The following is a 12,220-nucleotide window of genomic DNA, read 5'->3' on the forward strand; positions in this document are numbered from 1 at the left end:
CTTCGACTACATCGAACGCTTCTACAATCCGCGGCGGCGCCATTCGAAACTGGGCTACCTCAGCCCAATGGAGTTCGAGGCGCGCGCTATGCTAGCTTAACCTGCCGTCCACAAAACCGGCAGCAGCTCACGCCGCGGCCGACTGCGTTAGCGGCATGCTGCGGTGAGTTCAAAATCCGCTTTGGGGTCACTGAAGTGACTGGAGATCAGGGCGCCGACGACGTTGTTGCTGTCCTTGCCCCCGACTTTGACCAGCATGACAAAGCGCGAGCTGCGTTCGACCAGCGTGGCGATATGGCTGTTTCTGGAGCCGCTCAACAAGTCGCCTTCCCAGTAGCCGGGAATGGCACGATCCTCGCCTTCTGCCACTCTGTCCTGGATCGACATGGCGTCGACGATCTGTTCCCTGGTCTGACCTGCCGTGGTCGCAGTTCGGCCCCGACGCATGATCCTGCGACTGCACAGATGGGCGAGCAATTCTTTCTTGAGCACACCTCGCGCCTGAATGAACAGACTCTTGTAGATCGTCTCGTGCGAGATGGTCATGGAAGGGTCTCCAGGATGACCCCGCGCCTTCAGCCACCCGGCGATCTGCTGTGGTGACCATTGGCCCGACAGCTTTCCGGCAACCAGTCTGCACAGAGCATGGTTAAATGCCAACCGGGGCGAAGGGCACAATTCAATGCCCGTTCTTCACTCCGGGCAGCGCGATACACACGACGTCCACCGTTGCGCGCAACTTCACGCCTGATCGTAGAAGCTGCCCGCCCCGGATCACGGCCGATCCGGCTGAGGGCGCGGCCTTCAGCAAGACCACGCGATACCTCCTCTCGCTCCGCCAAGCTGAGCGATCCCGGCCTGCGTGATCTGGGCGCCGGGGAAAAGCCTCCCTTTGCCGCGACAACGCCAAATGCCGAGGCCGCATGCTTGCCCAAGGCCCGGCCAATATCACTTAGCGTCTCGCCAGCCTTCCAACGCTGCCAGAGTTCAGCCTTCTGTTCATGCAACAGGCCGGGGCGACCGGTTCGTGCCATCCTGGGTCCTTTCAGAATATCTCAAACCAAAGATGTTGCGCTGACCGGTTGAACCCACCCTCGGATGATGTCGGATTTCCTGACGCTGAAGGGCAAGCGCGCCCTGATCACCGGCGGCACGCAAGGCGCGGGCGCGGCCACCGTGGCGCTTTTCCGCGGGCTGGGCGCGCAGGTTCTGACCACGGCGCGCAAACTGGCCAACGCGAACCGTTCTGGCTTTCGGTGTCCAGCACCAGCCGCACGGCGCGTTCGGGCATTTCAGGGGAAGACTCGCTCGTGGTCCTGCTCAGGATGCTCCATCCCACTGATAAGTCAGAGCCTCCGGCAGACCCGGCGCGGTTCACGCGGTTAAATCAATGGGTCCGAACCCTGGGTTGACGCAAGCGACCAGACCCTGGCCAGACATCGCCGGCGACCACCTTACCCAAAACCTGCGCCAAGGCTCCGGGACAGCATCGCCTGAGTTTTCCCTTGGCGGGGGCCGCTTCACGTTGCGTTAAGAACTCTGTGCTACCCCTTTGGGGACTCAGGCCACCCACCTGCGAACCAGAAAGGAAATCCGATGATTCCAGGGCCCTCCGATCCATGTTGGCAACGTGCCATCTGCTCAGAAAAGGATCTGTCCGCAGCATCTCTCGCCACGAAGATCCTCGTGTCGCGACTACGGCAGGAAACGAAGTCGAATCCATCCAAGGTGAACGAGAAGATCGCCGAGCTGCGCAAGTACTTCGAGAAATATACATTCGCCGCCAAAGACATCGCATTGTTCTGAAAGGAAAGACGATGAAAAATGCCATGATGAGCGTCGCCGAGGTGTCGCAAAGGATCGAGGACGGGGCAGTGCTGGTGCTGGCAGGCTCGGAACGGGCCTTGTCCTCCCTGCCCAGGGGCAAGTGGATCGGAGGCACGTCGGTCTATTTCGTCACCGAGACGGGCGGTCGTGTGGATCACGACAACCTCCATGTGACCGAGATCACCGAGGCCACGGATGCCCGGACGGTCGTCCTTCAGGGGCAGGACCTGGCGAGCCTGACCGCGAACAGGTTCGATGACGGCGTCTCGATGATCCTCATTCCCGCCTTCTCGGCCGCGCATGCCGATTTTGCAATCAATGGCGCCTCATATCCGGGCCTGTTCGATCAGCCCCTGATGGGGTGGATCACCGGCGTGCATCTGGATGACCTGGGGCGGGTGACGCCGAAGGTCTTCGACGGGGTGACCGGCACCATGCATGAGGAAGGCGCTGCCATTCTTCACGTTGCCCTTGCCGTCGACGAGCAGGCCGAACTTGATATCCTGAATCTGTTCGTGCCCGATGAGAACGCCGACAGGATCACCTTCGCCGAAACCGGCTTCTCTGCGACACGGGCGCTGGTGAACGGAGAAGAGGTTGATTTCGCGGCCTATGTGCGACGATCCGCGATTGACACCCAATTGCCCCTGGTCGCCGATTATGCGGGCGCGATGGTCAATGTCTCGTTTCAGGCGGTCGAAGACGATCACGTCAAGTTCTATGCACCCGTCGTGACCGGCGTCGTCTATCGGATCGCGAAGTCGCCCGGCGCCTATGCCGATGTCTTCGCAGCCCGGGTTGCCGACGAGGGTGCCAGCGCGCTGTCGTGCAATTGCATCCTCAACTACCTGTACGGAGAGTTGGAAGGCAAGACCACGGGCGGTTTCACCGGCCCGGCCACCTTCGGCGAGGTCGCCTATGTCCTGCTCAACCAGACCTTGGTCAAGCTGGACATCCACCGGGAGCAGGCCTGCGCCGCGGCATGACCTCCGGGCCTGAGCACCTGGTCTTGTCGTGATCCGGATTTGACCAAACAAGCCAAGGGACGATCGGCCGGTCGGGCCGACTTGCGTGCCGAGGGAGCAGCGGCGGTCGTTCGTCGTCGAAGGTCTCGATGCCTTGCGGGTCGGGGCACGATCACGACGACCGCATCGTCGTTACTTCGCATGACGATGCGGGGCCCGGTTGCACGGTGTCCCGACCGCGGGCAGCGCAGGGCCCTGCACGCCTTTGCGCGCTGCGGGCTTTGATCGGACTGATCCCTCCGGCGCAGACAATGCCGGCGGGCTCTCGTCCGCGTCGCTTTGACGCCCCGCATTGTGAAGGACGTCAAGGGGCCGCCGGCTTGCCGTGATGGACAGCTTGGTCTGCAGTGTTGAGAAGGGGCGAAAGGCCGTGATCTCCGGCTGGCAATCGACCCGCGAAGCGGCAGGATTAAAAGCCTTTTTGGATTCAAAGATACACAACCCTGCATTGAAATTCGGCCAGGCGTGATGGAGATTGTCTTGTCATGTCGCCGTGCTTCAAAAGCTTTGGAGCAGGGTTTCCACCTTTGGCGGGCCACAGGCGTGGACCGCAAATGGCGGACGGTCTACATTTGGCAGAACCCCCTTGTTGCACAACCATAAAATGCAGGATATGAACCAATTCAATCAGAACGTTTTTAAAATTCGCCAGTTTCGCCGATAACCGTTCATTCCTTCCGCTGACATTATACCGAAAAGAACAGTTCACCTTGACACGGCCCGGTTTCATCGCATCATCGGGCGATATCAAGGAGTGCGTCTGGTGAATGGTCGGTTCTGTCTTTCCCTGTCCGCTTGGGCTGTTGCGGGTCTTTTGGGAACCGTCGGCGGATCGCTGTCCCAAGAGACGCCCGATGATCTTGCCGCGCAGGCTCAGAGCCTGCGGGAGATCATCGCGACGATGGAAAGCGAGCGGACCGGCATGGAAGGTCGGCTGGACGAGGCGCGGGCCGAACTGGCCGAACTGGAGAGCCAGATCGCCCGGACCGCGACGTCCCTCGAAGAGCAGCGCAGCGATGTGGCCGCCCTGCAGGCGCAGCAGGACGCCTTGCGCACCGCCATCGGGCAGGCCGAGGCCGAGCGCGACGAGCAGCAGGCGGCCTTCGATACCCTGACCGAGGACATGACGGCGCAGTCCGAAGAGGCCGCCGCCCAACGCGCCCAGCATCAGGCCGATTTCGAGGCGATGACGGCGGCTCTGGCGGATCTGTCGGATCGGGTCGAGACGGCGCGGGCCGAGGACGGCCGGCTGACCGAGCGGCTTGCAGAGCTCCGGGCCTCCGAGCAGGCGCAGGTCGACCGCCTGACGGCCTTGGAGGCAGAGATCGCGACCGCCAGCGGGCAGCTGGACGAGGAGATCCCGGCACGGCAGGAGGATCTGGCGGCGCTTCAGGCGCAGATCTCGGAGGGGACCGCCGAGCTCGAGGACCTGACCGGGCAGCGCGAGGCCCTTCAGGCGGAACTGGCGCGATCCGAGGACCTGGCCGATCAGATCGCCGCACAGGAGGACCGCACCGCAGCCCTGCAGGACGAGGTCCAGACGCTGACGGCGGAACTGGACGCGCTGACGCAGGCGCGCGACGCCCTGCTGGCCGAGCCGGCGCCAGAGCCGGAGCCGCCGGCGGTGGCTGCAGCCGAACCCGAGCCCGCCCCGGAGCCCGCAGAGGTCGCCGCTGCGGAGCCCGCCCCGGAGACCCCTGCCGAGCCCCTTGAAAGCGTCAGCCTTCAGCCCCGCGATCCGGCGCAGGTCGGCGCGACGTTGGCCGTCGTGCCGGGGCTGCCGGCCTCGGCCGATGCGCGCGCGCAGCTGCGCGATCGGCTGATCGAGGGGTATTGCACCATCGACGCCCTGCGCGAGGTGCAGAACCCGATCAACCGTCAGTCGCTTCTGGTCCTCGTGAGCGAGCTGGGAGGATGCTGAAACCCATGATGCGGAAAGAAACCCCAATGCGACACTCAAAGCCTCTGGCGCAGCTGACCCTCGTGATCGCGACCGCATGCGGCCTTTCGGCCCCGGCTGCCGCGCAGGACGCGCCGATGACCATCGTGACCGGCTCGCCCACCGGGACCTACATTCAGGTCGGCCGCGATCTGAGCAGGCTGATGGAGCAATGCGACCGGGGTCTGGAGGTCGTCGAATCCGCCGGCTCGCTGGAAAATTTCCTGGCCGTCCGGCAGCGTCCCAACACCCAGTTCGGCATCGTGCAGAACGATGTGCTGGAATACATGCAGACCTTCTCCGGCGACGATCCGGATGTGGCACGTGCCATTGCCGGGGTGCGCATCGCCTTTCCGCTGTATGAGGAGGAGGTCCATATCCTGGCCCGCCGCGACATCGCGGATTTCGCGGGGCTTGCCGACAAGCGCGTGGCGATCGGCGTCGAGGACAGCGGCACCTTCCTGACCGCCTCGCTGATGCTGTCCCTGTCGGGGATCGAGCTGTCCGAGGCATTGCCCCTCGCGCCCGCCGATGCCCTGCCGCAGCTGGAGGCCGGCGAGATCGACGCGTTCTTTTATATCGCGGGTGCGCCGGCGGCGATCTATACCGAGAACGAGATCGATGCCGAGCAGTTCCACCTGCTGCCCATCCAGGATCCGACCCTGCAAGCGGTCTATGCGCCTGCGACCCTGGCGGGGGGGACCTACGACTTCCAGCCAGACCCGGTCGATCTGGTCACGGTAAAGGCCGTGCTGATGACCTATGAATACGACCCGCGCGGCAATGCCTATCATCAGGCGAGCTGCCGGGGGGTGTCCGACCTGTCCTCGCTGATCCTGACAAATATCGACACGCTGCGCGAGGAGGGCCATCCGAAATGGCAATCCGTCGATCTGGGCGACATTCCGACCGGGTGGGACATCGCGGCCTGCGTCAACCAGGGCATCGATCCCGATTATGTCAGCAGCTGCACCCAGCCCGCCGCCGAAGCCGAGCAGATGCCGCAGGCCCCCACCGACAGCGAGGCGAATGCCGCCTATCGCCGCAACATCTGCGCGGTCATCGGCTGCTGATCAGGGCAGGGCTGGGTCGGGAAGGGACCATTCCGACGCCGGCCCTACCGATCCGTCGGCCCCGAGCGCCATGACCCGCCAGCGCGCCAGCGGCTGATCCAGCAGCAGGGCGGGCAGCACCGTCTCGGTCTGCTGGATGTCCTCGCCGCCGGCGGGGATGAATTCGACCCTGAAGCCCGAGGCGACCGCGCCCTCGGGATCGCGCCAATGCAGTTCGGTCGCGCCGGTCGCGAACACCCTCTGGGACAGCGGGACCGGGGGCGCCGCGGCGGAGGTCTGCGGGGTGGCGCGACCGTCCAGCGCCTCCAGCCGGTCGGCGGCACCGTCGACCTCCAGAGCCAGGGCATAGGCGGCGCGGGCGCGGTCGGGATTCTGCGGCACGCCGATGCCGGTTTCATAGAGCTGACCCAAATAATAGGCGGCCCGCGCATTCCCCCACAGCGCCGCCTGCGTGTAGAGCTGCGCGGCCTGGTCGGGATCCGTGGCGCCCGCCGCCAGAGCCTCGGTCAGAAGGGCGTCGGCATCGGGCACGGGATCGGTGCTGGCGCCGCGCAGGCCGGGCGCGGGGGGCGGGGCCTGCGGCTCGGGAACCGGCGCGACCGCGGCAGGCGCGGGCGCGGCCTCGGGGGCCACCCCTTCGGGGGCTGGCGTCGGCTCGGGCGATGCTGCCGGAGCCGGCGCGACAGGCGGCGCCGCGACCGGCGTGGGCGAGGGGGCCGCCATGTCGATCGGGGCGGGCTGATCGTCAGCCTGTCCCAGAAAGAACACCCCCGCCGCCACAAGCCCCAGTCCCGCCGCGCCCGCAAGGCCCCAAGGCAGGCCGCGCCGCGCGACCCCATCGGGGGCGGCGATCCGCTTTTGCCGGGGCATGACGACCGAGGGCGCGGTCCGGACCGGGCCGGGGCGCGCGGTCGGCGCCGCCGACGGTGCCGCCTCTGCCGGGGCGGGTCGAGCGACCGGCGCCACGGTCGTGGCAGCTGGTTTCAGGGGGCCGGGCCTGCGCGACTCCGGGCGGGGCAGGGCGGGCTGCGTCGGTGCTGGCTTGTCCCGGACCAGGGAAGGGCGGGGCGCGGAGGGATCCCGGGCTGCGGCAGGTTGCAGGGGCACGGCCTTTCCCCAGGTCGCAGGCCGCTGGAACGGAGCCTTCGCCTCGTCGACCTTGGCGGGCTTCAGGGGTGCGGGCCTCGCCGTGATCACGGGGGGCGGCGCGGGCTGCGGTTTGGTCTTGGCGCGCGCGCGGTCCCCTGCGGCCGGCCTGTCCCGTGCATCAGAGATTGGTGCCGCCACCGGCTGAACCACGACAGGAGGCGCCGCCACCGGCTTCTCCTGTCCCAGAGCAGGATGCGGAACTGCCGGCTCGAGCTTCGCCGTGGCAGGATCCGCCGCAGGTTCGTCCTTCGTCACCTTGGGCTGCGCAACGACCGGCGTGTTTTCTTCTACATCTGGAACCGCCACGGACTGGTCCCTTGCGGCATCACGCTGCGCCGCCACCGGCGCGTCCTCTGCCACGGGGGCGGCGGGCGCTGGCAGCGGTGTCGGGTGCTCTGCAACCGTCGGCGGCGGCGCGGGCACCGGCTTGTCCTCGACCGGCGGCGGGGGCGGCACGGTCCGCGCGACCTTGACGGCGGCGCCGGCCCGGACGGGATCGAACAGGACGCGCTGCACCAGACGGTTGATCATCTTGGGCCGCCCGCCCGAGGCCTCGTGCAGCAGCCCCAGCCGTCCCGCCTCGAAGGTCAGGTCACTGACGGCGCACTGGCAGTCCGACACGCGCAGGCGATGATCGACATAGGCGGCGGTCTGCGCCTCGGTGAAGGGCGAAAGCTGCAGCTGGCTGCCGATCCGGTCCTGCAGGGCCTGAAGGTCGGGACGGGCCAGCAGGGCCTGAAGCTCGGGCCCGCCGATCAGCACGACATAGAAGACGGGTAAGCCGCTGCGGGGCGGGGTGGTGACCCGCTGCAGATAGTCCAGCGCCGCCTCGGTCAGGTGCTGCGCCTCGTCCACGATCAGCAGCCGCCGGCGGCCGGTGGTGAGACATTCGGCCATGAACTGGTCATGGCTGGTCAGGGGATCATGGGGCAGGAACCGGACGTCCGAGCCGAAGGCCGCCGGCACCTGCTGGCGCAGATCGGCGGATTGCATCTTCTCGGCGTCCAGAAGCCCGACCTGCATGGTCGCCCCGAAGGTGGCGGCCAGCTTGCGGGCGAAGGTGGTCTTGCCCGTCCCGCTGTCCCCGGTCATCACCAGCAGGGGCCGGTCCCCGATCCGCCAGGCCCGCACCATGGCCAGGATGTCATGATGCGCCGGCGTGATGTACATCAGCGCCGCCTCCGGTGGGGACCGAAAGCACGGACAGGACGGTGTGAGGGGGGCATCGTCCATTGTCATCTCCGCCAGCAGCCTGAAGGACCTGGAAATGGGAACTGCTGGTTTGGAAACACTTTAAGGCTGATGAAGAACCATGTCTAGAAACGGGCAGGTGACTGATAACGTTTCAACTTCTGATTGCGTGGCCCGGTCGGTTTGCGCGTCACTGTTCCGGCAGCCGCATCGCCGTCCGACCTCGGCCCACCCGGTTTCCCGGGGATTTGCGGTTGAAGGGCCCCCTTTGGTAGCGCCATAAGGGCGCCATCTCACCCCGGCCCGACAGAAGCAGGTTGAAAACATGAGCACGACGCAGAAAATCGCAATTGTCACCGGTGGGCTGTCCGGGATCGGATACGCGATCGCGCGCCGCTTCGTCGCCGATGGCATGCGCGTCCATGTGGGCGCCCGGCGCGGCGACGATCCGGCCTTCGAGCAGAAACTGCGCGCGGCGTTCGGCGGCCCGGTCCAGGTGCGCGGGCTGGATGTCCGGCAGTCGGACAGCGTGGCGGCCTTCGTCGAGGCCGTCCTGACGTCCGAGGGACGGGTCGATGTGCTGGTCAATGCGGCCGGGGTCTATGACGAGGCGGCGGTGATCGGCCATTCCGACGCGGTCTGGGACGACCAGATCGACACGAACCTGACCGGCGCCTTCAAGATGATCCGGGCAGTGATGCCGTCGATGATGGATCGCAGATGGGGACGGATCATCAACATCGCCTCGGTCGCGGCGCATCAGGGCATGGCGAACAACGCCGCCTATTGCGCGTCCAAGGCGGGGCTTCTGGGCCTGGGCCGCTGCGTCAGCCTGGAGGGTGCGGCCCACGGGATCACCTGCAACAGCATCAGCCCCACCTGGGTCGAGACCGAGATGCTGCAGCAGTTCATCGCGCAGGACATGGCCAAGGGCGGGCTGTCCGAGGCCGAGGTCCGCGCGACCTACGAGGCCTCGAACCCGCAGGGCGCGCTGGTGCAGCCCGACGAGATCGCCGGTCTGGCCGCCTTCCTCGCCAGCGATGCGGCCCGCGCGATGACCATGGCCGATTATCAGGTCAACGCGGGCTCGCTGTGGTGACTTCGGGCACCGGGGACGGGGTCAGGCGCCGCTCCAGCAGCGCCCCCGGGTCTGAGACCTGCGCAAAGGATCCCAGCCCTGATGCGGACCACAGGTGCCGCGCCCGGGCCGTGTCATAGGCGGCATCCGCCCGCAGGGTGCGGGGGGCTTCGCGCAGCAGGCGCTGCTCGGCCGGGGCCAGGGGGGCCGTGTCCAGCCAGTCCGCGACCGGGATCGTGCGCAGTCCCGGTGACCCGTCGGGCCAGGTGACGGGCGCCTCCGCGATCAGGTTGGCATGATGCACGCCCTTCGGAACCGCCTGCACCAAAAGCCGCGCCGCCGCCCGCACATCGGTCATCGCGAAGCAGAGGCCCTGCGGCACCGTTCCCGACTGGCGGCAGGCCTGCAGGATCGTCTCGTAGATGTCCTTCGGGTTCGGCGCCTCCAGATCGTAAAGCGAGGGCAGGCGCAGGATCAGGGCATCGATCCCGGCCTGTGCGATGGCCTGCTCGGCGACGATCTTGGCCGCCCCATAGCCCGAGATGCCGTCGAAGGCGGTGGCGGGCGCCTCGGGCCAGGGCCCGCCGCTGTCGGGAAAGATCGAGGTCGAGCTGGAAAAGGCCAGCGCCGCCCCGGCGTCCCGGCAGAAGCCAAGGATCGCTGTGATGCCGGCCTGCGACCAGGCCTCCATCCGCGCGCGGTCGACCGCCAGGTTCACGGTGGCGGCGCAATGGATGACGGTATGGACTTGGCGGGCCAGCGCGTCATGGGTTGCGGCGTCCAGCCCGAACTGCGGCTCCTCAATCGCGCCGCCCAGGACGACGAAGCGATCCTGCGGCACGCCGAGCGCCCGGGCCTTGGCTGCCAGCCGGGTCCGGGGGTCGTGGGTCCGGGGGCGCACCAGGCAGTAGATCACCTGATCCGGGGGAAGGTGGCGGGCGGCCTCGGCCAGCACATGCCCGCCGAGAAAGCCGGTGGCCCCGGTCAGCAGGATCCCCTGCCGCTGCAGGTTCTCGGATCGGGGGGCGGCGGCAATCGTCCGGGTCGTCAGCAGGGCGTGCAATCGCGCCAGCGGCAGGTTCAGCGCCCAATCGAAATCGACCTGCCGCCCATAGGCCCCCTCCAGCGACAGCAGCAGATCGACGCACATCAGCGAATCGCCGCCCTGATCGTGAAAGGACAGGGCCGGGTCGAGACGGCCTGCCGGGCAGCCGAGGATCCGGGCGGCCAGGGTGACGGCGGGCAACCCGTCCGCATCCTCTGCGCCCTTATCCTCGGTCGGCACGGGCGGCAGTGCCTTGATATCGCATTTGCCCGAGACGGGGTTGATCGGGATCTCGTCCAAAAGCGCCAGCCAGGTCGGGATACAATAGCGCGGCAGGACCTGCTGCAGGGCCTGGGCCAGCGCCTGCGGCATCCGCTGCCAGCCCGTGCCCAGGGACCAGGCGTCCGCATTGCGGGTCCTCTGCGCGTCATCGGCGGTGTAATAGGCGACCAGCACCTGGCCCCCGCCCCCGGCCTGCTGCACCCAGGGAAGGACCTGCCCGCAGGCCAGATGCGCGGTCAGCGTCTGGATCAGCTCGCCGGTCTGGATGCTGTGGCCGCGCAGCTTCAGCATATGCGCGATCCGGCCTAGCACGTGGATCTGGCCGTCCTCGGTCACAAGCGCCCGGTCGCCGGTGTCGTAGAGCCGCCGGTCCTGCCCCTCCAACGTCAGCATCCGAAAGCGCTGCGCCGTCTCCTCGGGGCGGTTCACATAGCCCGGCCCCAGCATGCGCGGCCCTTCGAAATGCAGCAGGCCTGGCTGGCCCGGCGCGCAGGGCCGGTCGTGGTCGTCCAGGACGACGGCGCGCAGATGCGGCATTGCCACGCCGACCGACACGCCCTCGGCAGGGGCGGGCAGGCCGTCCAGACGGGTAATGCTGATGTCATGGGTCTCGCAGATGCTGTAGAGGTTCCACAGCACGGTGCCGGGCAGCCGCCGTCGCGCCTCGGACACCAGCCGGTCGCTGACGACCTCGCCGTTCAGCACCACGCGGCAGAGCGGCAGCGCGGCCCCGGTGTCCGGGTCGATGGCGCCCAGGGTCTTCTCGAAGAAGGACGGGGTGAACAGCATCTCGTCGATGCGGTGCCGCGACAGGAAGGCGACCAGCGCCTGCGGCGACATCAGGTCGTTCAGGCCGGGAAAGTGCAGCTGCGCCCCGTGGCGCAGGGGCCGGAACATCTCCCAGATGGCGAAGATGTAGATGCCCACCCGCATCGACGGGTCATAGGGGGTGTAGCCGTCGCGCCACCGATAGGACAGCCAAGCGGCGTCATGCGTGACGGGGATGCATTTGGGCCGCCCGGTCGTGCCCGAGGTGGCGACCAGATAGATGATGTCGGTCGGGCGGACATCTGCGGCCACCAGCGGCGGGCAGCCCTGCGGTGCGGGCCGGTCCAGGCAGTCCTGCGCGGCAATCAGCCGGCCGTGGTCGGGCAGCTGCCCCGGCGCCGGGGGCTGGCAGGTGACGATGGTGACGATGTCCAGCTCGGCCAGGATGTTGGTCAGCACGGCCTGCGGCATGGCCGGGTCCAGATGCACGAAGGGCCGCCCGCTGATCACGCAGGCCACCCCCGCCGCCGCCAGCAGGGTGCCGGGCGTCCCGAAGATGGCCACGGCCCCGTCGTCGGCAAACCGGTCCTGCAGCGCGCGGACAAAATCGGACAGCGCGCCATAAGTCAGGCTGTGATCCCGGTCGCAAAGGGCAGGGGCGTCGCGATGGGACTGGAAGGCGCGGACCAGCTCTGCCGGCACCGTCCCCTCGCTGGCGGCTGTCGTCTCGACGGGTCTAGACATGTCGGAAATGCTCACTGAATGGTCGCGTTCCGTCTGTCGAGTAAGAGAGTTGCCCGGGTTTGTCCATCGCGGGCGCAGGCCGGCAGGACACTGAGAACC

General features: G+C 67.3%; 9 protein-coding genes and 1 pseudogene. 7 read left to right on the plus strand and 3 right to left on the minus strand.

Going from position 1 to position 12,220, the window contains the following annotated elements; genetic code table 11:
* The coding region (locus tag FA743_RS04715; protein ID WP_136884740.1) for an IS3 family transposase at positions 1–100 on the plus strand (100 nt) is incomplete at its 5' end.
* Between the two features lie 107 nt (positions 101–207).
* On the opposite strand, the pseudogene FA743_RS20890 reads toward FA743_RS04715, so the two are convergent.
* Positions 208–1,034: pseudogene (locus tag FA743_RS20890) on the minus strand (IS30 family transposase); the annotation flags it as partial.
* Between the two features lie 562 nt (positions 1,035–1,596).
* On the opposite strand from FA743_RS20890, the gene FA743_RS04735 reads away from it, so the two are divergent.
* The 5 genes from FA743_RS04735 to FA743_RS04750 all read left to right on the plus strand — a co-directional run bounded on the left by FA743_RS04735 (position 1,597) and on the right by FA743_RS04750 (position 5,864).
* The gene (locus FA743_RS04735) at positions 1,597–1,806 is read left to right on the plus strand and encodes a hypothetical protein (RefSeq protein WP_136884743.1); all 210 of its coding nucleotides are present in this window, start codon (positions 1,597–1,599) and stop codon (positions 1,804–1,806) included.
* An 11-nt stretch (positions 1,807–1,817) separates the two neighbouring features.
* Positions 1,818–2,813, plus strand: a complete 996-nt coding sequence (locus tag FA743_RS04740; RefSeq protein ID WP_136884744.1) for a DUF6976 family protein — start codon at positions 1,818–1,820, stop codon at positions 2,811–2,813.
* A 367-nt stretch (positions 2,814–3,180) separates the two neighbouring features.
* Positions 3,181–3,321, plus strand: a complete 141-nt coding sequence (locus FA743_RS20230) for a hypothetical protein (RefSeq protein WP_169308767.1) — start codon at positions 3,181–3,183, stop codon at positions 3,319–3,321.
* Positions 3,322–3,615: 294 nt separating this feature from the next.
* Positions 3,616–4,773 carry a coiled-coil domain-containing protein gene (locus tag FA743_RS04745; protein WP_136884745.1) on the plus strand — a complete coding sequence of 386 codons (1,158 nt, stop codon included), beginning with the start codon at positions 3,616–3,618 and terminating at the stop codon, positions 4,771–4,773.
* Between the two features lie 26 nt (positions 4,774–4,799).
* Positions 4,800–5,864, plus strand: a complete 1,065-nt coding sequence (locus FA743_RS04750) for a TAXI family TRAP transporter solute-binding subunit (RefSeq protein WP_136884746.1) — start codon at positions 4,800–4,802, stop codon at positions 5,862–5,864.
* Here the strand turns inward: FA743_RS04750 and FA743_RS04755 are convergent, their stop codons facing one another.
* Complete coding sequence (locus FA743_RS04755; protein ID WP_169308768.1) at positions 5,865–8,183, minus strand: AAA family ATPase; 2,319 nt, start codon at positions 8,181–8,183, stop codon at positions 5,865–5,867.
* Between the two features lie 346 nt (positions 8,184–8,529).
* On the opposite strand from FA743_RS04755, the gene FA743_RS04760 reads away from it, so the two are divergent.
* Entirely contained in the window at positions 8,530–9,303 is a 774-nt protein-coding gene (locus FA743_RS04760) for an SDR family NAD(P)-dependent oxidoreductase (RefSeq protein ID WP_136884748.1), read from the plus strand.
* Here the strand turns inward: FA743_RS04760 and FA743_RS04765 are convergent.
* Positions 9,281–12,121, minus strand: a complete 2,841-nt coding sequence (locus tag FA743_RS04765; protein WP_169308769.1) for an AMP-binding protein — start codon at positions 12,119–12,121, stop codon at positions 9,281–9,283. The genes FA743_RS04760 and FA743_RS04765 overlap by 23 nt on opposite strands.
* Positions 12,122–12,220 lie beyond the last annotated feature (99 nt).

The organism is Paracoccus gahaiensis, from assembly GCF_005048225.1.
In the GTDB taxonomy this organism is placed as follows: domain Bacteria; phylum Pseudomonadota; class Alphaproteobacteria; order Rhodobacterales; family Rhodobacteraceae; genus Paracoccus; species Paracoccus gahaiensis.

Excerpts from the sequence above, each read along its gene's own strand:
- FA743_RS04735 (WP_136884743.1), top strand. The coding sequence starts at position 1,597 with ATGATTCCAGGGCCCTCCGATCCATGTTGGCAACGTGCCATCTGCTCA.
- FA743_RS04740 (WP_136884744.1), top strand. The coding sequence starts at position 1,818 with ATGAAAAATGCCATGATGAGCGTCGCCGAGGTGTCGCAAAGGATCGAG.
- FA743_RS20230 (WP_169308767.1), top strand. The coding sequence starts at position 3,181 with ATGGACAGCTTGGTCTGCAGTGTTGAGAAGGGGCGAAAGGCCGTGATC.
- FA743_RS04750 (WP_136884746.1), top strand. The coding sequence starts at position 4,800 with ATGCGACACTCAAAGCCTCTGGCGCAGCTGACCCTCGTGATCGCGACC.
- FA743_RS04755 (WP_169308768.1), bottom strand. The coding sequence starts at position 8,183 with ATGTACATCACGCCGGCGCATCATGACATCCTGGCCATGGTGCGGGCC.
- FA743_RS04760 (WP_136884748.1), top strand. The coding sequence starts at position 8,530 with ATGAGCACGACGCAGAAAATCGCAATTGTCACCGGTGGGCTGTCCGGG.
- FA743_RS04765 (WP_169308769.1), bottom strand. The coding sequence starts at position 12,121 with ATGTCTAGACCCGTCGAGACGACAGCCGCCAGCGAGGGGACGGTGCCG.